The 21,578-nt window shown below is 51.9% G+C and carries 22 protein-coding genes; 12 read left to right on the top strand and 10 right to left on the bottom strand.

Features of this window, described 5'->3' with window-relative positions; genetic code table 11:
- Positions 1-36: 36 nt before the first annotated feature.
- Both R0125_RS10320 and R0125_RS10315 read right to left on the bottom strand, forming a co-directional pair.
- Positions 37-747, bottom strand: a complete 711-nt coding sequence (locus R0125_RS10320; protein WP_317238100.1) for an ATP-binding cassette domain-containing protein — start codon at positions 745-747, stop codon at positions 37-39.
- Entirely contained in the window at positions 740-1,435 is a 696-nt protein-coding gene (locus R0125_RS10315; protein WP_317238099.1) for an ABC transporter permease, read from the bottom strand. The genes R0125_RS10320 and R0125_RS10315 overlap by 8 nt, the downstream gene beginning before the upstream one ends.
- A gap of 422 nt (positions 1,436-1,857) precedes the next feature.
- On the opposite strand from R0125_RS10315, the gene R0125_RS10310 reads away from it, so the two are divergent.
- The gene (locus tag R0125_RS10310) at positions 1,858-2,217 is read left to right on the top strand and encodes a hypothetical protein (RefSeq protein ID WP_317238098.1); all 360 of its coding nucleotides are present in this window, start codon (positions 1,858-1,860) and stop codon (positions 2,215-2,217) included.
- A 50-nt stretch (positions 2,218-2,267) separates the two neighbouring features.
- Here the strand turns inward: R0125_RS10310 and R0125_RS10305 are convergent, their stop codons facing one another.
- Entirely contained in the window at positions 2,268-2,438 is a 171-nt protein-coding gene (locus tag R0125_RS10305) for a hypothetical protein (RefSeq protein WP_317238494.1), read from the bottom strand.
- Here R0125_RS10305 and R0125_RS10300 point away from each other — a divergent pair.
- The 3 genes from R0125_RS10300 to R0125_RS10290 all read left to right on the top strand — a co-directional run bounded on the left by R0125_RS10300 (position 2,376) and on the right by R0125_RS10290 (position 4,890).
- Positions 2,376-2,834 (top strand): demethoxyubiquinone hydroxylase family protein, encoded by a 459-nt coding sequence (locus tag R0125_RS10300; RefSeq protein WP_317238481.1) that lies wholly within the window; start codon positions 2,376-2,378, stop codon positions 2,832-2,834. The genes R0125_RS10305 and R0125_RS10300 overlap by 63 nt on opposite strands.
- A gap of 107 nt (positions 2,835-2,941) precedes the next feature.
- Positions 2,942-3,454: a hypothetical protein gene (locus R0125_RS10295; protein WP_317238097.1), complete on the top strand. Its 513-nt coding sequence runs from the start codon at positions 2,942-2,944 to the stop codon at positions 3,452-3,454.
- A gap of 971 nt (positions 3,455-4,425) precedes the next feature.
- On the top strand, positions 4,426-4,890 hold the full coding sequence (locus tag R0125_RS10290) for a hypothetical protein (protein ID WP_317238096.1): 465 nt from the start codon (positions 4,426-4,428) through the stop codon (positions 4,888-4,890).
- Between the two features lie 211 nt (positions 4,891-5,101).
- Here R0125_RS10290 and R0125_RS10285 read toward each other — a convergent pair whose 3' ends face one another.
- Positions 5,102-5,377: a hypothetical protein gene (locus R0125_RS10285; RefSeq protein WP_317238095.1), complete on the bottom strand. Its 276-nt coding sequence runs from the start codon at positions 5,375-5,377 to the stop codon at positions 5,102-5,104.
- 388 nt (positions 5,378-5,765) lie between these two features.
- Positions 5,766-6,314, bottom strand: coding sequence for a hypothetical protein (locus tag R0125_RS10280; RefSeq protein ID WP_317238094.1), 549 nt, complete (start codon positions 6,312-6,314; stop codon positions 5,766-5,768).
- Positions 6,315-6,766: 452 nt separating this feature from the next.
- On the opposite strand from R0125_RS10280, the gene R0125_RS10275 reads away from it, so the two are divergent.
- Positions 6,767-7,423: a hypothetical protein gene (locus R0125_RS10275; RefSeq protein ID WP_317238093.1), complete on the top strand. Its 657-nt coding sequence runs from the start codon at positions 6,767-6,769 to the stop codon at positions 7,421-7,423.
- Between the two features lie 616 nt (positions 7,424-8,039).
- Here R0125_RS10275 and R0125_RS10270 read toward each other — a convergent pair.
- On the bottom strand, positions 8,040-8,780 hold the full coding sequence (locus tag R0125_RS10270; protein WP_317238092.1) for a hypothetical protein: 741 nt from the start codon (positions 8,778-8,780) through the stop codon (positions 8,040-8,042).
- 485 nt (positions 8,781-9,265) lie between these two features.
- Between R0125_RS10270 and R0125_RS10265 the strand changes: the two genes are divergently transcribed.
- From R0125_RS10265 to R0125_RS10255, 3 genes are all read left to right on the top strand, one after another.
- Complete coding sequence (locus R0125_RS10265) at positions 9,266-9,679, top strand: hypothetical protein (RefSeq protein ID WP_317238091.1); 414 nt, start codon at positions 9,266-9,268, stop codon at positions 9,677-9,679.
- Between the two features lie 43 nt (positions 9,680-9,722).
- Complete coding sequence (locus R0125_RS10260; RefSeq protein ID WP_317238090.1) at positions 9,723-10,298, top strand: demethoxyubiquinone hydroxylase family protein; 576 nt, start codon at positions 9,723-9,725, stop codon at positions 10,296-10,298.
- A 523-nt stretch (positions 10,299-10,821) separates the two neighbouring features.
- On the top strand, positions 10,822-12,852 hold the full coding sequence (locus R0125_RS10255) for an EAL domain-containing protein (RefSeq protein ID WP_317238089.1): 2,031 nt from the start codon (positions 10,822-10,824) through the stop codon (positions 12,850-12,852).
- Between the two features lie 31 nt (positions 12,853-12,883).
- Here R0125_RS10255 and R0125_RS10250 read toward each other — a convergent pair whose 3' ends face one another.
- Genes R0125_RS10250 through R0125_RS10235 form a run of 4 tightly spaced genes read right to left on the bottom strand, consistent with a single transcriptional unit; the run spans position 12,884 to position 16,901 of the window.
- On the bottom strand, positions 12,884-13,645 hold the full coding sequence (locus tag R0125_RS10250) for a HAMP domain-containing protein (RefSeq protein ID WP_317238088.1): 762 nt from the start codon (positions 13,643-13,645) through the stop codon (positions 12,884-12,886).
- Entirely contained in the window at positions 13,642-14,481 is an 840-nt protein-coding gene (locus R0125_RS10245) for a phosphate/phosphite/phosphonate ABC transporter substrate-binding protein (protein ID WP_317238087.1), read from the bottom strand. The genes R0125_RS10250 and R0125_RS10245 overlap by 4 nt, the downstream gene beginning before the upstream one ends.
- 12 nt (positions 14,482-14,493) lie before the next feature.
- A complete protein-coding gene (locus R0125_RS10240; RefSeq protein ID WP_317238086.1) occupies positions 14,494-16,395 on the bottom strand; it encodes a bifunctional diguanylate cyclase/phosphodiesterase in 1,902 nt (633 codons plus the stop codon).
- A 35-nt stretch (positions 16,396-16,430) separates the two neighbouring features.
- Positions 16,431-16,901 carry a hypothetical protein gene (locus tag R0125_RS10235; protein WP_317238085.1) on the bottom strand — a complete coding sequence of 157 codons (471 nt, stop codon included), beginning with the start codon at positions 16,899-16,901 and terminating at the stop codon, positions 16,431-16,433.
- Between the two features lie 718 nt (positions 16,902-17,619).
- Between R0125_RS10235 and R0125_RS10230 the strand changes: the two genes are divergently transcribed.
- From R0125_RS10230 to R0125_RS10215, 4 genes are read left to right on the top strand one after another with little or no spacing between them, the layout of a single operon-like run.
- Positions 17,620-18,852 carry a methyl-accepting chemotaxis protein gene (locus R0125_RS10230; RefSeq protein WP_317238084.1) on the top strand — a complete coding sequence of 411 codons (1,233 nt, stop codon included), beginning with the start codon at positions 17,620-17,622 and terminating at the stop codon, positions 18,850-18,852.
- 11 nt (positions 18,853-18,863) lie between these two features.
- Positions 18,864-19,226 carry a response regulator gene (locus R0125_RS10225; protein ID WP_317238083.1) on the top strand — a complete coding sequence of 121 codons (363 nt, stop codon included), beginning with the start codon at positions 18,864-18,866 and terminating at the stop codon, positions 19,224-19,226.
- An 11-nt stretch (positions 19,227-19,237) separates the two neighbouring features.
- Positions 19,238-19,552: an STAS domain-containing protein gene (locus R0125_RS10220; RefSeq protein ID WP_317238082.1), complete on the top strand. Its 315-nt coding sequence runs from the start codon at positions 19,238-19,240 to the stop codon at positions 19,550-19,552.
- A complete protein-coding gene (locus tag R0125_RS10215) occupies positions 19,545-21,572 on the top strand; it encodes a chemotaxis protein CheA (RefSeq protein ID WP_317238081.1) in 2,028 nt (675 codons plus the stop codon). The genes R0125_RS10220 and R0125_RS10215 overlap by 8 nt, the downstream gene beginning before the upstream one ends.
- Positions 21,573-21,578 lie beyond the last annotated feature (6 nt).

Raw genomic sequence — 21,578 nt, 5'->3', positions numbered from 1 at the left:
CGCAACGCAAGTCATAAAATGCTTCATAGCTGACCTCTACAACAGGATTTCACCCGCCAGATAGGCTTTGGCCATCGGGGTCCGGGGCGCAGAAAAGAAGCTGTCCGCCGGGCTCTGCTCTTTGAGCTGCCCGTCAGATATAAATACGACTTCATCGGCCAGACGTCGAGCCTGACCTTGGTCGTGACTGATCAGAATCACCTTGGTTCCCTGCGCGCTCTGGGCTTTGACCAGAGACTCGATCACCAGTACCGATGCCGGGTCGAGGCTGGCGGTGGCTTCGTCCAACAGCAGTAACGCCGGTTGACTCAGCAGGGCCCGTGCCAGGGCCAGTCGTTGTTGTTCTCCTCCCGATAGCATACGCGCTGGCTGATCGGCCCGATCAGCCAGGTGGACGGCGGCCAGCGCATTGATCAATCGCTGTGGCTCGGACCTGGCAAGCTCCGGCGCGGCAAAGGCCAGATTCTGTAACGCGGTCCGGCGCAGCAGCACCGGATGCTGGAACACCATGGCCTGCTGGTCGCGGCTGCTCTCTGGCGCCAGGGGGCCGAGAGTAATCTGCCCCCGGTCCGGTTTGATCAGGCCATGCAGGCAGCGGAGCAACAGGGTCTTGCCTGCACCGTTGGGTCCCATGATCACCGTGATGCCGGGGTCCTCAATGGTCAGGTTGATGCCGGCCAGCAGGGCTCTATCCCCTTTGCTCAGGCGCAGGTCGCGGATATGGATGGGCAGGAGTGAGTCAGGCATACTGGCGCCTCGCCGCGTATTCGCGGACACCGATCACCAGCGCATTGACCAGCAATGACAGCGCCAGCAGCACGGCCCCCAGGCCTAGGGCGAGGCTGAGGTTGCCCTTTGAGGTTTCCAGCGCGATGGCGGTGGTCATCACACGGGTGAGGTGATCAATGTTGCCGCCGACAATGATGACCGCGCCCACCTCCGCGATGGCCCGGCCGAAGCCGGCGAGAATGCAGGTGGTCAATGCGTAGCGCGCATCCACCAGGTAGGCCACCACCGCCCGGCGCCCGGTGACGCCCATGGAGTAAAAGGTATCGCGGTACTCCTGATGCAGGTTCTCGATTACCTGGTTCGACAGCGCGGCAATAATGGGGGTGATCAGCACCACCTGTGCAATGATCATCGCGGTGGGTGTGTACAGCAGGCCCATCCAGCCCAGAGGGCCGGACCGTGACAGCAGCAGATACACCATCAAACCCACCACCACCGGCGGCATGCCCATCAGCGCGTTCAGCACCAAGATGCAGAACTTCCGCCCCGGAAAGCGGGTGATCGCCAGCCAGGTGCCCAGCGGCAGGCTGATCACGGCCGAGATGGCCAGTGCGATCAGACTGACGCGGATAGACAACCAGAGAATTTCGAACAGATCTGCGTCAAGCGTGATGATGAGTCGGAATGCTTCGGCCAACGCGTTCATTGTTGTTGCTGAGTTCCTGCGAGAGTAAGGCCATGATTGAACGCTGTTTGCGCCAGATTCGCAAGGGGTTGAGGCGGGGTCAGCCCGGGTGAAACGGAAAGCGGAGGGAGTTGGGCGCTGACTGGCCGGGGTATAACGAAAAAGGCCTGCGCTGTCACGCTGGCTTTTCTTTAACTACCACGAGTGCGGCTCATGATGAAAAAGTGGGCCATTGTGATGGTGAATTTTTGATCCGCCAGACTGCCGAAAGCGTAACGTTGTCTGTTTCGTGCTAAACGTCTGGATTGTTCTCTAATTGCCGCGCCCCCGAGCGCGGCTTTTTTTGTTAAGTGGGCAGGGGTATTGAGCCAAACCTGACTAATACTGAGCGGCTCACTGCAGTGCGAAAGCACTGGTCGGTAATGCGGAAATCCGGCAGAAGCATGTCAGCGATTGATCCGAAAAGCGCCAACCCAGAATTGGTCAGCGGTCGTATTGATTACTGTATCAGCTGTCTGGGTCGTGCCAAGCAATGGACCATCGAGATCACACCTCTGAACGCGCCTTTCGCATTCTCAGCAGCAACACTTTTGCTATTAGCGTCGGTGATCACCGTGCTGTTGTCGGCGCGGAGCCTCTCTGCTCTTCAGAATCTCCATATTCACCACCACGAGAGACGGCTCCAAGAGGAAACAACCGCCGACTTGCTCGACGCATTCAGACACAGATATGGACTCAGTGAGACGGAGGTTTTTGTTGTGGTCGCTCTTTTAGATCACCGAATACCCGGATGGCGGGATTAGCCCTGTCGTTATTTGTATCAGCAGTAAGTGAGGAGCGGTGAGTGTCAGAGTTAATGCTTGATAAAACCCACCTTAGGCACCTCGAAACCACCGGAGTGAGCGTCCGATTTCAGCGAGAGCTGAGGTGCAGCCATGCCGGCGAGACTGGCGCCTGTTGGATTTACCGAGGCATTCTGGCGACGCGCCCTGACGCAGAATTGCATCAGTTTGCGGTGGCTCATCTCAGGTCAGAAACCGAGCATCTAACGTTTTTTGACGACCTGCAGTGTTGTTACCGTCCGAGCTTGTTGCTACCGCTTTGGCGATTAGCAGGATTTTTGACAGGTTGGCTCCCGGCGCTCGTTGGAAACCAGGCCGTCTTCGCGACGATTGAAGCAGTTGAGACGTTTGTGGATGAGCACTATCGGGACCAGATCAATGTCCTCATGCCTCACGTTATGCGAGAGCCGGAGCGGAAAGTGTTGGCTGGGTTTGAATATTGTCGATTAGAGGAGGTCCACCACAGAGACGACGCCAAGCAGCGATCGTCATTGAGTAAGCCACTCTATCTACGGCTGTGGATGCATCTTGTTCGCATCGGGTCTCAGATTGCAGTCAAGTTTGCAAAGGCGGTTTAATCGGTTCTGTTTATTGAGTGTTGCACACCACTGTCTGTGGGTACCCATGCGCTCATCCGGCAAATACGGTCACACCTTGTGCGGACAATCGTGGGTGGCGATCACGCTTGTCGGGTTATGCCGATGATAATGACACCGAGCCTGGGCAGTTCTTTATCGCGCCTCGTGTTGCTCACTGTTTGTGTCGTGCGGAATTTGGTGCCTTGACCCCAAAGCCGAGATTCATTTTTTCATTCAACGAGTGTTTAACCGAAACAATGAGAGAACACCAAGACGATGCGCCCCTTATCTTCCAGGCAGTAGACAAGGATGAAAACTACGAGATTCGAGTCCTCGTTAAAGTTGATGGCAAGCTGGCCGTGTTCAGCAGGGAAGGGCTTAACCGATCAGAGCGCGATGCCATCTTGTCTGGCGAAATGCAGCTAGCCCGGACGCTTTGGATGCCTGAGGGCAATAATCTCAACGACCAAGTGCACTGGTGTGTGTCGAGTTGGCGTCGCCAAGGGTTTGCCTACTTGGTGCGCAATGACCGGGTATTTTTGTTGGCAGAGCGCCGCTTGGCTTCTCGTGGTGGTGACGAAAACAAAGCGCTGACCGTACCAACCGGTATGGCGATCTGATTGCCCGAACCAGGTGGAGCGGATGGTTGCTTACTCTGCAATAAAAAAAGGACCTGCGTTTCCACGCAAGTCCTTCATATATATGGCGCGCCCGAGAGGATTCGAACCTCTGACCTCTGCCTCCGGAGGGCACTCTTCTACGGTGTTTTAACGTGGTATTGATGGGGGTAATGTGAGGTGGTTCAAGCAGTTAGCTATTGTGAAGGCTCTCCTGAAAAAGCCTTTTTAAACCGTTAGTTGCACGATTTAAGCCGGTTGTGGGCACAGAATTGTCTGGTTCCTGTTGTCCGAAATAGACCAATATGACTGCTGCCTCATACCCCGCAATCATCAGCTTATACAGCCAATCCGTCATAGACAACCTGTCAAATTTTGTCCGGTTTTGGTTGACCAAAAGAAGACAACCTACGGGCGAATTGGCAAGTCCCCGGAGGAGTGCAATATCCGGCCCTGTGATTAGAACCGAGTGGAGTCCCCCGAACGTCTGGGCTGGGGTCACAGTGCAAACCGCCTTCATATGAAAGCCCAACCGATCGGGGGGGCTATGAATGGTCAGTTGGTTCTTCAAAGTGTTTATCAGGTCTCTCATAAAGGTACTCCGCCGCAAGAGGCCTTTTCCCGCTGTTTGCTTTTAAACAAAAACAATCGCATATAGTGCCTGATTTTGAGTGCCCGGACTGGCGATTACGCCATATCTGGTCGAGCTGGCACTGGACATGGTCTGTCAGGTACTTAAAGCCTTGTGGCCGATGTTTCGCGGGGAGGGCTATGAGTAGTATATCAAGGCCGTATAGGACGTTTTCGACCAGGTGACGGTGCGCACGCCTAATTCGTCCAGATCAAGATTGTGGGGAGTTTGTATGGTGGTCCGAGATTTCCGGGGTACGTAAAGGTTTTAATCAAGGTGGCGGCCTTGCTTCAAGGCGAGTTGCTGGTTAAAAAATCAGTCTCTATCTAAAATTTGGAGCTCAATGATGTTTCCCCGGCTGAGTTTATGCGTGCTTGCGCTGCTTCTGATCACCAGTGTGGCCCACGGCGGTTTCCCGCCATCCTGGTACATGAGTGCTATTGAAAAGGCTGATCCTAACATCCTGGGTTACGTTGCCCGTTTTGAGGAAGATGCCTGCGTGATTACGGAGCGCGATCTAAAAGATGCCGTGGCGAGCGTCATCAAGAGATCGGAAGTTGAGCCAAGGCCAGGACGCCGCGGGGAAGTCCACCTGAGTGTCAGCGTCAGATGCCTCAACGTAGACCCCACCTCCGTCTTTTCCCTCGCCATTCAGTTTGGTAGCAAGGACTCCGACTCGACGGTGCTTTACGTTAAAGACTATGGCGAGATCTTTGCAGCTACGGACGCTGACACAGTGCTTCAGACCATAAAAACCTCAGTCGAAGCTGCGATGACGGATTACACTTTGGCCAATTTCGACCGGTGATAGGGAATCGTACGTTTTGCAAATCCTCCTGAACCTTACCCCTCTTTGGGTCCAACAAAGGCTGTAAAAATCTGGATATGGCGATGCGTCGTCACAATTGTCTGCAGCCGTCCGCAGCTATACCAAAGAGGCCCTGCCGGTGTGCAGGGCTTTGTTATTTTGCCCTAACTAGAAACGGGCTCACGTCTAGCGCGCTTTTTGTGAAGTGTAGTCAGCGAGGTTTGATGGAACCCGGTTTTTTTGAACTGGGCGATTTGTCGAAAGCTTTCCAATCAACGATGTTGCCTTGGGTGTCGAAATGCACAAAACCTGCATAGTCCTCGCTATCGTGCCAGGCTTTTATGTACCCAACGACTTCTCCATCTTCAGAAACCTTTTCAAAAGAAAGGATATTTTTTCTGTCCGACTCCGCCTCGGCATCCTCTTGGATTACTTCATTGAGGTGGTATTCGGGATCGCTAAGAAGTGCAAGCAGATCGGAATTCATGTAGTGGGGCTCCCTTTCATTCACTATAAAATGTCATATCAACCCGGATTGGGATACGAGCCAACGTGAAAAGTTTCCCAAAGTGATGACAGAGATTAATATCAATTCTGCATAAGAAAATTTCTATTAATAACCTATATTTCAATGACATGGGCGGTGCGCGATAATAGTTGTTACTTCCGATCTCTCTATGATGAGTACATCGCTGAGGTCAAAAGGTTTAGAAAGTTAGGTGCAGGTCGGATCTCACCCGGGGATAGGGAGGCGTTGCGCGTCGATGGGCGAGTTGTGGTGGTTTTGTCATAGTTTGACGGTGAGTGAGCCATTAAGCGGGTTGGCCGTCTGCGGTCGAGCAAAACTGGCGGCAAGCCAAGGAGCTCGGGTTGGCCTAATGAACTCCCAAAAATTTTTCTGCAGATAAGCTCGTGACGATCATCATCTGGTCGCGTTGGCTAAGATGAGGCAGATTCGTGGGATCTTCAGTTAGGAAATTTTCAGGGTCAATTATGGATCCAAGCGCTTGATCGACACAGAGAGTCTCGGCAATCGCAAAGTGCGCACCCGTGATCAAAATCGCTTTGATTGATGTGATGGGTCGCATGCCAGTTTCAAGCTGTCCTGGCGGGCTGGAAAATATTGCGGTATGCGGTAGATCCCAGTTGATCTGATCACCTGATACAAGGCCAACGGAAATCTCAGTGCAGGGTGTTGCAGTCGCCTCTAAAAGTGTTCGAAAGTTGGCTGAATTGGCAATGTTCTCCGCTATAAACCGTGCGCTTGGGCGCTCATTTGAGTCGATCAGCAAGTAGGGTCTCTTCTCTACGAACACCCCGAAATAGCTTTTTTGGCTGGCAGATTCGTCATTGACGTATTGGCCGGAGGTGAGTGAAGAGTGTTTCTTCATCCTCGCCAAATAATTTTTCCCTTGCCCACGCATCGTTTTTGCTTTCCGTAACTTTCAGATTGTCTGATTGAATGCCGGATTGTCCGACATCGTATTTTATCGTTTAATACATCGTATGCGAATTTTTGCAATCCGCAAGTTACTATTATCCTCGATGGTGCTTTGCTCTCCGCTGTCCACTGGCAGGTTCAAGCTAATAGCGCCATTGCTGTCCAGAAAGAACCGCTCAGCCCGCAGCTCCGGGGGGCAGTTTTAACATTTAATGTGCCGCTGAAAATATCAGTATTGGGTCATAAGGGGTTGGTTCGGTTGGCTTATGTGAGATGGCTCGATCTTTGACTGAACCTGACCCTGAGGGACATCCTCGGTGCCTGCTATTACGTGCTAATGTCATTCATACTATCCTTGATTCTGCCGAAATGCTTAACGACCAACCTGCAGCTCAATTCATTCCAACTCCTGATTTCCGGAACCCAATCCCGAGGATGAGCATCAATGGTTTTCCGACCCGCTTCCGTCGAGACTCTGTAAATCTAAACGAGACTCTTTGGGTGCCTCAACGTGTAACCAGGAATCGACAAAGCGGTGGCTGGCAGATCGATATTCAGCATTCCGATGGCAAACTCAGGTTGCGGGAAGGTGATCGCGGTAGAGCGCCCCTTGAATCACTGGAGGCTGCTTGGCAAATTCTGACGTGGCACCTGCTTAGGCTCAATAGCCCTTACGTTGATAATCGACGTGTAGCGCCGGGGAGCAAGCGACGGATCAAGGAACTTGATACCGGTGTAGAGGGCGTACTTATTGCCCGTCAAAGGGCGCGCAACGGCAGAGCAAATACCGTTTCTGTGCGGATGTTTCAGCGAGTCGAAACGCCAAGCGGAAAGTCCCGACCTGTGGCGCTAGACACTGTTCATATCAGTGAATCAAAGTATTTGAAACACCCTGAGCTTGAGCAAAAACGATTCGAAAAGGGACTTTGTGAGGCTATTGCCGTTCGTGCTCAATACCTACGGGTCTACCCTTCAAACGGGCCAATACCCTCACCGATCACGGTGAATGATCTAGAATCCGAGTCTATCCCCGACCAGCCAACAGTGCCGTTAGATCTGCAAAAATTGTTCGCGACCTTCACATTGTTTTGAGCGCGGGTGAGAGGATTCAGAGGGCAACGGAGATTGCCATTGGATCTTAATGCCGAGAGGGTTTTGCGCGCGCGTTGTGGACTTCAACGGGCCACCGCGCAGCCAAAAGAGTCGCGGCTCCCAAAACGTCCAGACCCAGCCTGGGGGCGTTCGGAAAACTATCATTTATCACGGTCACGATGTCTGAGACGGAGGGGCGCTCGCCGAAGAACGTCGCTGCGCCATTATCCGCGGTTAGCATCCGAATGCCCTCAAAGGTCATGCTCAAATGTCCAACGAACGACTCAGCGCCATGGTGGCCGGTCACCGTCAACGTAAAAGAACCGTATTCGATTGAAAACTCGAAAACCAAACTGCCCACTCTCGAATATCCTCTTCTGATCCTTCCTGTTTTTTCTGGGTACGATGTTTAGCCACAGTCGGCTTAATTTCATGTGATTCAGAGTTCATTATTGGGGCGAGGTGGCCTCGAAGCTTACTCAAGTGGTCGAGGAAAAAAAATCAAGTCAGACAGTTGGATTGCCCGTACAGTGAGTTCCGCCTTAAGCAAACTGGTAGGTGGAATCGGTCTGGAGTCGAGAATTGACTGAATAAATCTCTAGCGGATGAGATCGCCTCATAGGTCATCCAGCCTGTGGCTACCAGAGCGATAACGCTCGATCTCAGAGAGCAGAGAAGTTGAGAAGTCAGACAGGTCCCCTGCCCCAGCGGATTTCTCGCGCGTGGATAGCCACGGCTTGATGGCCGGCCGAGCGGCCCTTTTACGCTTCAAGTTTTCTCGCTGGCCCGCAAAGGCAAAGTGGAGTGCGTCAACCGGTATGTTGTGCCCCTCGTGAAGATTCATTTGCTGTCGCAGGGTTTTGAAAGCAGAAGGTGTCGGTTTTTTCAGCTGTCGGATCATCGCGGCATCCTTGGGTCTGATGTCGTAAGTGGATACCCACGCGTCCATCGCCAACTCCCAAGCTTTGTCGAAGGATTGGTCTGCTCTGATCGGAAAGCGCTGAGTTTTACCCTGATTGTTAATCACAAATTGGTAATAATAACGATGTGTCCCTGGGCTTGGCAGGATAGCCATTGTCATGCCCTGGAACCCAAGCCCTCTGCACGGGAAAGTCCGATCGTTGGTCTTGCTAATGAAGTCGATATATCTGCAGGCGGCGGAACGGGCCATCATTTTCGCTTCATAATATCGAGCCCGAAGGTGCTGGTACTCCCTCCAGACCTCGTCATCAACCAGGGGGTGCGGATTTCGAAGTGGGAAGTATTTTTGGTAGCGCTTACCGCGTATATATCCTGCCACTCGCCAACCAGCAAAGCCGCTGGACAACGTGTTTGAGTCGTAAAAATCGATAGCCATATCGTATCGTCTGTGTCCCGATTGTAGAATTTTAGTATACGCGGATAGCTGTTAACTGGGTTAATGCCCCAGCGACCACGAACGCGACTTGTGGTGAGAAAAGTAGGCTATTAGGTTGGACTCGTCATGATATCGAGGTGTAAACGGGGAGCTCTGACTAAAGCCTAGTTGCTTTTCGCGCTACTGCTCACCGTTAACCAAAACTTTTTGATCCGGCGGACCGTTGTAAGCGTAGCTAGTGTCGTTTCATGCTAAATGTCTGGACCCTTTATGTTGCCGCGCCTCCAAGCGCGGCTTTTTTTGTTCGGGGGGCTGTCGAGCGGAACCAAGCTCGTTCTTACATGGTTTAAGGGATCGCTAGAGCATTAGTCGGTCATGCTGGAATCCTGCAGAAGCATGGCATCCATTGACATAGAGAGAGCTAACCCAGAACTGGTCAGCGGTCGTATTGGATTCAGTGTCAGCTGTTTGAGTCGTGCCAAGCAATGGACCATAAAGATCACACCTCTGAACGTTCCTTCCCCCGTCTGAGAGATTTCCAGGATCATCGACTGATTCGGGCAACCGGCTTGAAGTGGCTGGGCGTGATAATGGGATTGGTTGCAGTGCCTTGTGTGCTGGTGTACGCATACAGTGATGTTAACTTCCTGATTGACGCGCCGTTCGCATTTTCAGCCGCAACACTGTTGCTCCTGGCATCGGTTATCACGGTGCTGCTGTCGGCACAGAGCCTGTGTGCACTTCAGAATTTCAATGTTCACGACTACGAGAGACGGCTCAGAGAAGAGACAACCGCCGACTTGCTCGACGCATTCAAACACAGATATGCACTCAGCGAGACGGAGGTGTCTGTTGTGGTCGTTCTTTTGGATGAACGAATACCCGGATGGCGGGATTAGCCCCGTTGTTATGTTTATCAGTAGCCAGTATCGGGAGCGTTGAGTGTCAGAGTTAATGCTTGATAAAACCCAGCTTAGGCGTCTCGAAACCACTGGAGTGAGTGTCCGATTTCAGCGGGAGCTGAGATGTAGCCATGCCGGCGAGACTGGCGCCTGTTGGATTTACCGAGGCATTCTGGCGACGCGCCCTAGCGCAGAATTGCGTCAGTTTGCTGTGGCTCATTTGCAGTCAGAAACCGAGCACCTCAAGTTTTTCGAAGACCTACAGTTTTGTTATCGTCCGAGCTTGTTGCTGCCGATCTGGCGATTTGCAGGATTTTTGACAGGTTGGATCCCAGCGCTCGTTGGAAAACGGGCAGTCTTCGCGACGATTGAAGCAGTTGAGACGTTTGTGGATGAGCACTATCGCGATCAGATCAACGTCCTCATGCCTTACGTTACGCGGGAGCCGGAGAAGGAAGTGTTGGCTGGCTTTGAGTATTGTCGACTGGAGGAGGTTCACCACAGAGATGATGCGAAGCAGCGGTCGGCACCAAGTAAGCCACTCTATTTAAGGCTATGGATGCATCTCGTTCGCATCGGGTCCCAGATTGCAGTCAAGCTTGCAAAGGCGGTTTAATCGATTCTGGTTATCTGATGCGCCTTTGCCCGTACAACCTCAAACATGTGGAGTATTGAACACTCCGCGTCATTGATACCGTGGTCTCATGCGGCAAATATGGTCACACCTTGTGCAGAAAATTCTGAATTGCGACCACGCTGATCGGATTTAGACCGAGCCGCCATGTTATCTGGTGAGATGCAGCTAATTCATGTACTTTGGATACCTTAGGGCAAAATCCCCAATGACCATGTGTATTGGTTTGTGTCGAATTTATCGGGGCAACCACACCCTGCCAGACTCGACGTAAAACGCCTCGGGATAGGTGATCATCAGATCACGGATGTTATCCACACAGCACCGACTGGTAGTCTTCTGCCAGACACGCGGCGTCAGGCTGGGCTCGGTGTTCTGTCGGGGGAGATCACCATCGGAGCTTCTACTATCCAAGACAAGCGCTAGCTTTTAAGATCCTGCAACATGCCTATACTGAACGTGTCGAAGAGATTGAATTTGTATTGAGAAGATACGGTGGAACATCATGTTCAAAAATGTAAACGGTCCTCTATCTGCTGTATTGAAAGCAGCTGCGGACGCAGTCGTGCTGATTGACGATGATGGTAGGATTCAGCAGGTCTCTGACTCAATCGAGCAGGTTTTTGGTTACCAGCCGCACGAGTGTGTCGGCGCAAACGTCAGTATGTTAATGCCCGAGCCTGATCGAAGTGCTCATGATCGCTATTTAGCTTCTTATCGTCAGGGCGCCCCTGCCAAAGTCATTGGTATAGGGAGAAATACGACCGGGCGAAAAAAAAACGGTGCGGCTTTCCCCATTCGCCTGTCGATCGGTGAATACAAATCCGAAGGAAGATCGTGGTTCGTGGGCATTTGTCATGATTTGACGGATTACTATAATACGTTGGCGGACTTGGAGCGCGCAAAAACTCAGTATCGTGAAATTGTCGAAAGTGAAAGGTATTTCATTTGTCGTCTAGATGAGCAGCTACGGCTGACTTTTGCAAACTCATCTCTCGCAACGGTTCTTGGCAAATCCCACGATGATCTGATCGGTACGCATTTGACCAATCTTTTGAGTGGTGAATCCCGGCAGCAAACCAGAGAGCTCGAGGAACTTCTATCCAAAGATCATCGCGATGAAGTCTACCTTCAGTTCAATATGCTGACAGCTGGTTCATCACGGCACGCCGACTGGTCATTCAGGCAGGTAGAGAGCGGTCTGAGCGGAACGAGAGAACTGCAGGGTTTTGGAGTCGATGTGTCGGACAGAGAAAGAGCCTTGTCCCGTGCCCGATTCCTGAAGAATCACGATCAGCTTACTGGCCTTTTTTACAGCAGAGCCATGATCAGATACCTGCGCAAGTCTTTACAGCCAGGACAAACGTGGGCTTTTCTTCTGATTGATCCTGACCGCTTTAGCCAGATCAATCAGCGGTATGGTTATGAGTTCGGTGACAACGTGATTGTACAAATGACCCAGCGAATGGAATCTGCTTTACCGGTGTCGGCTCTTATGGCCCGCCAGGGTGGTGACGAGCTGATGGTGGCGTTTCCGGTCCCGGAAACATCTGGAGCAATGCAGGCCGCCAACGATATACTCAAACCTTTAGAACAACCCTATCCAATCAACGGCTTTTCCCACACTTTGGAATGCAAAGCCGGAGTGGCCCTTTTCCCCGATCACTCTAATGAACTTGAACGGATGCCTGAATTGGCGGAAGCCGCCATGCGGGAAGCTAAAACCCGCAACATCTCTCTTGTTATGTTTGATGGTCGAAGACACAAGGATTTATTGCGCCAAATCTCGATGGAGCAATTGATCAAAAGGGCGCTCTCAGAGGGCACCATTGATGTTTACCTCCAACCCAAAGTTACTTTGGCCACGCGGAAGAAATGCGGCTATGAAGCTCTTGCTCGTTGGCATCATCCAGAATGGGGCTCGATAAGCCCGGCTGATTTTATACCAGTAGCGGAGGCCGCCGGTATGGGGCCAGCGATGGATCGTTACATCCTTCGCGAAGTAGCGTCGATTTTGGCAGGCATAAGAGCGTCGCTGGGAAGTCCAGAGCCGATCGCTGTCAATATAACCGCCCATCACTTCGCCGATCCAGCCTTCTCGACGTGGCTTTCGGGACTAATTGAGGAGTTTGGCCTAACGTCAAGTGACTTGGAGTTGGAAATCACCGAGGGAGTGCTTTTGGGAATGACGGAAACAGTTTCAAACACGATTGCAGCCCTGCGATCCATGGGCATAAAGATCAGCCTTGACGACTTCGGGACAGAATATTCTTCTCTCAGTTACCTGAAAAACCTCGATGTAGACGAGCTTAAAATCGATAAATCGTTCATTAATGATATTGATAATGAACAGGGCATATTGTTGGTCAAATCCATTATCGGTTTGGCGAAAGCCTATAGTCTTAAGGTAACCGCTGAGGGAGTGGAAAGCGCCGATCAAGCGCGACGGTTAACTGAGTTGGGTTGTGATGTAGCTCAGGGTTACTTTTTCAGCCCCGCAATTCCGGCTGAGGAGGCAACCGCATGGGAAGGGTAAATCCTGAGGTTACTCCTAACCTCGCACTTCCTTAGTTTTTTCTGTAGTGAATAATTTTTTTCTGTAGAAGCCGATTGAGCTCCTCAAGGTCTTCGATCCGCTGATCTCGTGTTTGCGTCTCCCAGATGATCCTGTCGGTGAGACAATCAATCTCTCTGGCAATATCTGCAACTTCGTCCAGCCAAGAATCGCCAACTTTCTGCCGATATTCACCGTTGTTTATTCGCTTGAGGACACCGACGATGTGTTTAAGTCGCCGCACCAGATAATAACCTGCGGCTAACGAGAACAATGCGGCGGCAATGACTTCAAGCGCTGCAATTAATAGGCTTCTCTTTTTGACCGCGGCAATACTCTGCTTTTGTTCACGAAGGTCCAGACCAATCTCCACTCTTCCGTAATTAAGTCCTGCTTTTACGATCGTCGCATCTGCCATAAACAGGTCGGGTAAGACATCCGCTTGCCCGGTATTTTTGAAGGATTGCGACAGTGCCTCAGGGTCGCCTGCCTCAGCCAGTAAGTGTCCGTTGTAACCGATGATTCGGGCAAACGACGTTCCCGGAGTCCTGGCAGCAGCGTCTACAAAAGATTGCAGTGCGCCGAGATCCATCGATAGCACGTCATCTCCAACTGTGGCAGCAAATATGTCTGCAACAGATTGTGCTCGGCGCTGCACCTCAGACGAGGTCGATCCGTCGATAAAATGGAAGACGGAATACAGCAAAACCATCAGCATGATAATTTCAATCATGCCAATACCGATAATGGCTTGGGCCCGGATCGAGAGTTTCATAGCTCTTGCTCGGCAAGAAGAGAACTAATTTCCAGCGCTCGCACCTCATCCCAGTCGGAATCCTTTGCTGCGGCCAGCGCTTCCAGATTGGCCAGGTCGAGCGAGCGCTTTCCTTCTTCAGTTTCATGGAGGCTCGTTAGCACAGCCTGAACTTTCAGCACGTCGTCTGTGGGTAGATCCGGATGTACGGCGAACGCGTGAGGTATATAACCTTTTGATCGCCAAAGCACCCGGGTACCTGTGAGTCCCGCCTCAATCGCTGCGTTGTATGTGCGCTCAATCCCGCCGCCAGCCGCAGCGAAACCTTTCTGCACATTCAGGTAGACCGATTGATGCGAAGAAACGTAACGCGGCGTGTAGGGAACACCAAGTCTGTCCAGCTCTGCTCGAACCAGTATCGTAGCGGCAAATGCAGCCGGCGCTGGGAACACAACGGTCTCTCCCTCAAGTCCTTGCAAAGTCTGAGCGGCATGCGTCTCGGGAACGACGACGATGCCTCGCATTAGCTTCGTCGCTTCGAATGCAACAGCTCGGTAACCCGGCTCTTCACTGAATACGGTGTAGTGATACGGGTTCATATACGCAATGTCGTAATGACCCTCCCATAAACGTCTCTCAAACGTCGGAATGTCCGGAGCCGTTGCAAACCGAATGGGACGCTCAAGTTGCACGGACAACCGGTGTAACAGAGGAGACCATTGCTCAGCCAACTTGCTTGAGGATTCTTGAGGCACTACGCCGAAGACGAGCTCTGTGTCATTAGCCAAAACAGCCGCTGGCCACAAACACATCGTCAAAGCCATCCACCATTGAGTAAATTGTTGTCGGATACTCATGAAACGTTTCCATTAATTTCCATAGCGCTTTTGCTCGTTCATCGCTTGTGTCGGGTAAGACGAATTCGCATCCAGCAAGAGATTGATGTAGCAATTCAATGCCATGGGGCGATGAGCGTGATAGCCCTGAATCAATGTGCCGCCCAGTTTTTCAACCAACTGCCACTGTGCCTCGTTCTCCACACCTTCAATCACACTCTTCATGTAAGCCTGTTCAGCCATGGCGATGATGGAACCCAAGAAACGGGCTTTATCGTTGCTGAGCTCAATGCCATCGACAAAGCACCGGTCAATTTTTAGTCGATCGACTTTCAGCTCGCGGACATACTCAAGCGAGGAGTGCCCAGTCCCGAAATCGTCGAGGGCAAAGGCTACGCCTAACTCACGCAACCGCGAGATCAGCGTATTGATCACTTTGAACTCTAACGCCGCGTTATCCTCTGTAATCTCCATACACAAAGCGTTGCCAGGCACACCGGCATCGATTAGCAGGGCTTGAATGTCATTAACCAGGTTGCTGTTTAACATCGCCGGATTGAGGTTTAGAGAGATACTTCCGCCGAAATCCATACCTTCATATAGCTGGCCGGTCTCGAGGGCTACCTGTCGAAACAGCCATCTGCCCAACTCGACACCCAATCCGAATCGTTCACAAAGGTCAACAACTCTGTTGGGGGGAACGAAGCCGAGAGTGGCTTCCTTGCAGCGTAGAAGCACCTCGGCACCTGTGATGTAATTACGGTTAGAAGCACTCACGATGGGCTGGTAAACAAGGTGCAGACCAAGAGAGCTTGGTTCGTTATTGAGAAATCTCAGGAGACCGGCATGAATTTTTTGCTCTTCCTGAAGACGCCGCCGCAGGTCCTCTCCGTTAATATAAAAAGTACGATTCTCCAGGCGGGCCTGCGTCAGAGCCCGGTGTGCCCGTTGGTGTCTCGCATCCCATGTCAGGCTTCCATCGTCGCATTCCGGATCGACGCCGAAAGTAGCGGAAATGTGCAGAACCGAATTACCAATTCGCCAGTCGAAATTAGACGCATCGACCAGCCCCTCGATAATAGACGAAACCGTCTCGGATTTTCTGTGGGCGATAAGAAGCACGAACTCACTTTGGGACGCATGAATCAATTCGTCCTCCGATAAAAGCTGTTTACGCAACTGGCGGGTGAAGTGACGCAGCAACCGGTGGGCGCCTTCCGTACCATAATCACTTATAACAAGCTGAAATTCTCGGATCTCACACGTGATGATGGAGGTTTGCCTATCGACGCCGCGAATTGAGTGCAGACGCAAGGCGTTAGGTAATCCCGTCACCGGGTCTACACGTGCTTGCTTGCGCACAAAGCTTACAGCCAGCGCCATATAAAGAAACACCGCGACCAGTGCGCCAAGCGTAAGAATTCGGAGATTCGAAAGCCGCTCCCGAGATGCCTCGACAGCGGTGACTAGACGATTGGCTTCATTGCCCACGAAATTGTCGATAACCAAACGTTGGATGCCGGTTTTTTGCTCATTCCAATCGGTGAGCACCGACTTCCAGTCTCCAGGGGTGGCCAGCTGCGCCGCCAAGGGTTGCTCAAGCTGCCTCAGTTGGCTGAATAGTTCTTCGAGTCTCGCTTGGTTGTCGTCATGATCGCGGGTGGCGCGGGATTCGGCATTGGTCAGAAGATAGTCATAACGGCTCCAAAGTATGTCATAGCGCAGGGCAAGATCGTCGGGATTGCCAACTCCCGCAGCGGTGAGGTGAAGCTCGCGATCGAGTGCACCGGCCTCATTGCCCAATTGAGCCAGGTTCCAGGACGCCATCCGCAAAGCACTTATCGATACAGACTGCAGGCGCCGGTCCTGCAGATAGGTATAAAAGCTGGCCGCAAGTAAGAAAGCCACGATCAGGAATAGAAAGCCGATCGTCATTCTTGAGAAAAGCCGTGTTAACAGGAAACCTTTCGTCACCGGTTGCTCAACTCGATGCCATTGAGTTGCCAGACCATGTAGCGATGGAAATTTTCATCGTCTAATTCTGGTCTCGTCGAAAGCGGCAGAATGATCCAGAACGGTCCTCTGTCACGAACGGACATAACCTTGCCATTCCGGCGTGTCGCTACAATCGCGTCGAGGCCAAGAATTTCTCTCAACGGACCTGTAACCGTATAGTCATTCAAAGCTTTCAGGGTCACGTTGCGTTCACCAGATACGTCGAATGGCTCAAGAACTCGTGTCAACGTGGGTCCGGAAAAGGTCTCGTCACCGTCAAAATAGGGGCTGAATGTTACAACAGTGGACTGTGGAAAAGCTTCAAGTTCGGAGCGATCCAACACGATCAATTCAGCGCCATCGGCGATCTTAAGATCATTGGCAGACGCAAGAAGGGAGCTCGATACCGTAGCTACAAAAGCAAAAAGTACAAAAAAACGACCCATTGGCTTAGTCTCAATGTTGTTAAAGTTTTACCGATACGTGCATAACGTAATTTCGCAGAAGGTGCGGTACCACAGGGTTTTCGTTATTTCGCGTAACAATCCAAGAAGTATAAGTTCATGCTCGGGACCCTGTTAGATAAACTTTTGAACCAGGGTGATAGCGATTAACTAAGAGCGAGACTCGCGTGACTGAGAGGTTCACTGTTTCGAGAGGTGCGCTGCGAGGTAAAGGGACTACTCTCGACAGACGTTCCAGCGGCTTCGGGGTATCCTGGAGAAGACGGTGTTCTTCTAGGGCGCTCTCGTCACAGAGCCCTGTCTGATAGAGATAGCGGCCTTGGACCGCGCTGCACGTCAATCGTTTTTTGCACCCAGTGTATGAACCCCCGCCAGTTGGGTAGTCTGGTTAGCTTGTCCTCGGTCAACACGTCTTTCCTCTCCTAAGGGCAGAAGCTGTTTGCTTCAGAAAAAGTCTGCTCCGGAGATAGCTAACAATTTGACTTGCATCAACTCTAGATAGAGTTTTTGGGATTATACGGGCGATCCTTTATTTGAATATGTAGCGAATTTTACCGCGATTTTCAATTCCACAGAAATTTGCATTTTAAATAAAAAATGACACAGGAATGTGTTTTCGCTGAGTTGAGAAAGTTAATTACACTGGCGTCCGAAATGTGACAAGTGTCATGGTATTATTAGACTTTAGTCTGAGGTACTGATGGATTACATTAGCGATTCGAACCTCGAAAATAATTCTGATCACCGTCGGATTTCTCGGCTATTATTGTCTTTTTCGGTTTTCCTGGTTGTCACTGGCATTGCCATATCAATCTCATTTTTCCTAGTAATGAGCGGATTTAAGTTTGCTGGCAGCCTAGCAGCTTCATGTACATTACTTATAACGTTTGTTGTATTTTTTCGTTGCCGGACACTAAATAAAGAATTGTGTCGGACGTTTAATGACATAGTCGTGTGTCAGGAGCAGCTCGAACAGTTTGTCCGCCGAGACCAAGTAAACCAACAATTCACAGACTCTGTGACCGAACTTTTGCCACTCTGGAACCAGCTCCTCAACGGAGGTAGGGAAACCATGGAGCAGGCAGTGGTTGACCTCTCCCAAAAATTCGAATCCATCTGTGATCAGCTATCCGTTGCCACCGGTGAGGGAACCCGGGGCACTGATACGGTTCTGAGTGAAGTCACACGATCGGCTGAGTCAACGTTCCGACAATTGTTAGGTTTGCTTGAGGCTGGTGGCAGCCGAGATCAGCAGACTTTTGAGAGAGTGGAGGCGCTTTCCGAGAGCACGTCTCTGCTTGACAACTTTGCAACCGAAGTTCGAAAGATTGCAGAACAAATTAACCTGTTGGCTTTAAACGCAGCGATTGAAGCGGCTAGAGCCGGCGAAGCCGGGCGTGGATTCTCCGTTGTCGCCGGTGAAGTTCGATCTTTGGCAGCGAGATCATCCGAGGCTGGTGACCGTATCAGTGAAGTGGTGGGTCGGGTAAGCCATCAAATCGGCGAGACGGTGACACTGGTCCAAAGCAACATCGATGATTCTATTTCCGCACGCCGAAAGTTACAGAGCGCGATCGATGAGACGCTGGCCGATATTGCCTCCAAAGTAGATGGCTTAACCGAAGTCAATTATTCCCTCATGCGCAGCGGGGTGTCGGTTCAGGACGACATCCGTGATGTGATTATCCAGCTGCAATTCCAGGATCACTTCAGTCAAATCCTCTCACACGTAACCGGCTCCGTGGATGATGTTCACGTCCTCGCATGCAGTAGGAATTCGGAAGCGCCCGGGACATTTGAGAATAGCGTGACAAAGCTGGCGGATCAGTTGCGCTCACGCACAACAACGGCCTTCGAGCGCGAGTCGCTGGCCGGTGGAACACCCGGGCGCCCCTGTCAGGCCGCTGCTTCTAGTGAACTTACCTTCTTCTGAGATTTAAGCCCATGTCAAAAAACATTCTTGTAGTCGACGATTCTGCTTCCATTCGCCAAGTGGTGGGCATGGCTCTGAAAGACGCCGGTCACCAGGTGGTAACTGCGGAAAATGGCGCTGATGCCCTCGGCAAACTCAACGGCCAGCGCTTTCACCTCATTGTGAGCGACGTGAACATGCCAGTGATGGATGGGATTACCTTTGTTAAAGAGGTCAAAAAGCGGGCTGATCACAAGTTCACCCCGATTCTGATGCTGACGACAGAATCCGAAGAGAGCAAGAAAATGGAGGGTAAAGCGGCAGGTGCCAAGGCATGGCTCGTGAAGCCCTTCAAGCCTGAGCTGCTGTTGGCAGCCGTTTCCAAATTGGCATGAGGAAGCTGACTATGACCCTTCCTGATCCTGCCAAAGGCGTTTGGAGTGCCCCGGACGCCCTGACTATCTACGAAGTACGAAAACTTGAAGCATCGTTTTCCGGTTCCGGCGTGCCCAGCCGGGACTGGCTTTTCGATCTCTCCAATGTCAACGAGATTGACTCTGCCGGTCTGCAATGGCTGCTGGCCGTTCGCAATCGCCTGTTTACAGACGGGTACCGACTGGTGTTTGTCAACGTGCCCGGCGCAATAGCCGGGATCATTAAGTTGATCAGTCTTGAGATCTGCCAATGTGAACCGTTTCCGGAGCTTGTCACTGATGTCTGATTCGGAAACGGTGTTTCGTGAAGAGGCGGCTGAGCACCTTGATAACCTCGAACAGGCGCTGTTGCGCCTAGACGTTATCCCGAACGATGCGGAGCAGATCAACATCGCATTTCGCGCCATGCACACCATTAAGGGATCGTCCGGTATGGTGGGATTCGACCATCTGTCAGAATTTACTCACCATCTTGAGACCTTGTTCGAACAGGTGCGTTCTGGGCAACTGGTACTGACCGCAAAGATGATCAATCTGGTACTGGAATGTAAGGACCAGATCGAGAGCCTGCTTAAGTCGCCGGTACCGGAGAACACGCAGATCGAATACAGCCTGGGGCTGGTCAGTCGGTTGCAGCAAGTTACAGAGGTATCGAGCCCAGTATATGAACAGCAGGCAGGCACGGATTGTATAGATGAGTTGACCGGCCCGCGTTGCTACTCGATTTTGGTGCGACCTGCGGTAACGGCTTTCACCGATGGTATGGACGTGCTGCCCCTGATTCGTGAGCTACAGGAATTAGGTGCCTGCGGCATAAGTCTTCGCCTGGAAGGAGCGCCGGAGGATCCGGAACTCTGCGCGCTTGAGCTGCTGATACTGATCGTCACTGATGCTTCAGAAAATACCCTGCGCGATGTTTTTTTGTTTGTCTGTGATGACTGGGACATTGAATTATCCCTCCTTAGCCCTGATGCCTTCCGCAGAAACATCGATAGTTTATCCGCTGCTGGATGGCTGACAGGTGAGCGCGTCAAAGCCTTGTATGCTCTGGCTCCAGAGGTACGCATTCAGGGGCGTGATGCTGCAGATCAGCTCGCGCCCCAAGGAACAACGCCCTCACAGCCAACCATCACTTCGCGGGCAAATGAGTCCGAGCTTAGTATCAAGGTGCCTCAGCGTAAGCTGGACGCCTTGATGGATCAGGTTGGTGAGCTGGTGATTCTGCAAGCTCGGCTGGATCAACTGGCCATTTCCCGCGAAGACGACATCATTGGCGAGCTGGCCGAAGAACTGGATCGTCTGTCCAATAACCTCCGTGAGACTACCTTTGACATCCGGATGTTGCCGATCGGCTCCACTTTCGGTCGCTTCCGGCGATTGGTTCGTGATCTGTCCAGAGAGTTAGGCAAAAACGTGGCTCTGGAGACGGCCGGCGCGGGAACCGAACTGGATAAGGTGGTGCTGGACAAGCTCGCGGACCCGTTAGTACACCTGTTACGCAATAGCCTGGACCACGGTATCGAACTGCCGGAGGCTCGGTTGGCTGCTGGTAAGCCTGAAAGCGGGACTATCCGTCTGGAAGCGGCTCATGAGCAGGGCCGGATCATCATTCGGATTTCCGATGATGGAGCCGGGCTTGATGCTGGACGGATTCTAGAGAAAGCCAGAGATAACGGGCTGGTTGGACAGGATGCTACCCCCGACACAGATGCCATTTATAACCTGATCTTCGAACCTGGTTTCTCGACTGCAGCAAAGGTCTCGGACGTGTCTGGCCGCGGTGTTGGTATGGATGTGGTCAGGACTTCCATTGAAAGTCTTCAAGGTCGAGTGCAGCTACAGTCTGAGCCAGGCGCGGGCACGGTCATTACTATCAGTCTGCCTATGACACTGGCCATCATTGATGGCCTGATGGTGGCGGTGTCCGGTGAAAGGTTTGTGATTCCTCTGGGTGTGGTGGACGAATGCATCGAAACACTTGCCTCTGAGTCCAGCCGAGACAACGGGACGCGATTGGTCAGACATCGTGACGGCCTTGTTCCATCCCTGCGTCTGCGGGAATGGTTTGCGGTTGCAGGCCAGCAGCCAGTCATAGAGCAAACGGTGATCGTCCATGTGGACAATGAGCGGTTCGGAATCACGGTAGATGAGGTGATCGGCCACTCCCAGACTGTGATCAAAAGTTTGGGGCGTCTGTATCGCGACGCCGAAGGTGTTATGGGAGCAACCATCTTGGGCAATGGCGGTATTGCCATGATCCTAGATGTCGCAGAACTGGTTGACGATATCAATAGCACGGCAGCTTGAATGAGG

Origin of the sequence: Marinobacter sp. M-5 (assembly GCF_032911545.1) — a bacterium.
GTDB lineage: Bacteria > Pseudomonadota > Gammaproteobacteria > Pseudomonadales > Oleiphilaceae > Marinobacter > Marinobacter goseongensis.
Note: the sequence above shows the minus strand (reverse complement) of the source record. Positions and strands in the feature narration are given on the sequence as shown.

Bases quoted from the DNA above. Each gene is read 5' to 3' on its own strand.
- R0125_RS10320 (WP_317238100.1), bottom strand. From the start codon at position 747: ATGCCTGACTCACTCCTGCCCATCCATATCCGCGACCTGCGCCTGAGC.
- R0125_RS10315 (WP_317238099.1), bottom strand. From the start codon at position 1,435: ATGAACGCGTTGGCCGAAGCATTCCGACTCATCATCACGCTTGACGCA.
- R0125_RS10310 (WP_317238098.1), top strand. From the start codon at position 1,858: ATGTCAGCGATTGATCCGAAAAGCGCCAACCCAGAATTGGTCAGCGGT.
- R0125_RS10305 (WP_317238494.1), bottom strand. From the start codon at position 2,438: ATGAGCCACCGCAAACTGATGCAATTCTGCGTCAGGGCGCGTCGCCAG.
- R0125_RS10290 (WP_317238096.1), top strand. From the start codon at position 4,426: ATGATGTTTCCCCGGCTGAGTTTATGCGTGCTTGCGCTGCTTCTGATC.
- R0125_RS10285 (WP_317238095.1), bottom strand. From the start codon at position 5,377: ATGAATTCCGATCTGCTTGCACTTCTTAGCGATCCCGAATACCACCTC.
- R0125_RS10280 (WP_317238094.1), bottom strand. From the start codon at position 6,314: ATGCGTGGGCAAGGGAAAAATTATTTGGCGAGGATGAAGAAACACTCT.
- R0125_RS10275 (WP_317238093.1), top strand. From the start codon at position 6,767: ATGAGCATCAATGGTTTTCCGACCCGCTTCCGTCGAGACTCTGTAAAT.
- R0125_RS10270 (WP_317238092.1), bottom strand. From the start codon at position 8,780: ATGGCTATCGATTTTTACGACTCAAACACGTTGTCCAGCGGCTTTGCT.
- R0125_RS10265 (WP_317238091.1), top strand. From the start codon at position 9,266: ATGGACCATAAAGATCACACCTCTGAACGTTCCTTCCCCCGTCTGAGA.
- R0125_RS10255 (WP_317238089.1), top strand. From the start codon at position 10,822: ATGTTCAAAAATGTAAACGGTCCTCTATCTGCTGTATTGAAAGCAGCT.
- R0125_RS10250 (WP_317238088.1), bottom strand. From the start codon at position 13,645: ATGAAACTCTCGATCCGGGCCCAAGCCATTATCGGTATTGGCATGATT.
- R0125_RS10245 (WP_317238087.1), bottom strand. From the start codon at position 14,481: ATGAGTATCCGACAACAATTTACTCAATGGTGGATGGCTTTGACGATG.
- R0125_RS10240 (WP_317238086.1), bottom strand. From the start codon at position 16,395: ATGACGATCGGCTTTCTATTCCTGATCGTGGCTTTCTTACTTGCGGCC.
- R0125_RS10235 (WP_317238085.1), bottom strand. From the start codon at position 16,901: ATGGGTCGTTTTTTTGTACTTTTTGCTTTTGTAGCTACGGTATCGAGC.
- R0125_RS10230 (WP_317238084.1), top strand. From the start codon at position 17,620: ATGGATTACATTAGCGATTCGAACCTCGAAAATAATTCTGATCACCGT.
- R0125_RS10225 (WP_317238083.1), top strand. From the start codon at position 18,864: ATGTCAAAAAACATTCTTGTAGTCGACGATTCTGCTTCCATTCGCCAA.
- R0125_RS10220 (WP_317238082.1), top strand. From the start codon at position 19,238: ATGACCCTTCCTGATCCTGCCAAAGGCGTTTGGAGTGCCCCGGACGCC.
- R0125_RS10215 (WP_317238081.1), top strand. From the start codon at position 19,545: ATGTCTGATTCGGAAACGGTGTTTCGTGAAGAGGCGGCTGAGCACCTT.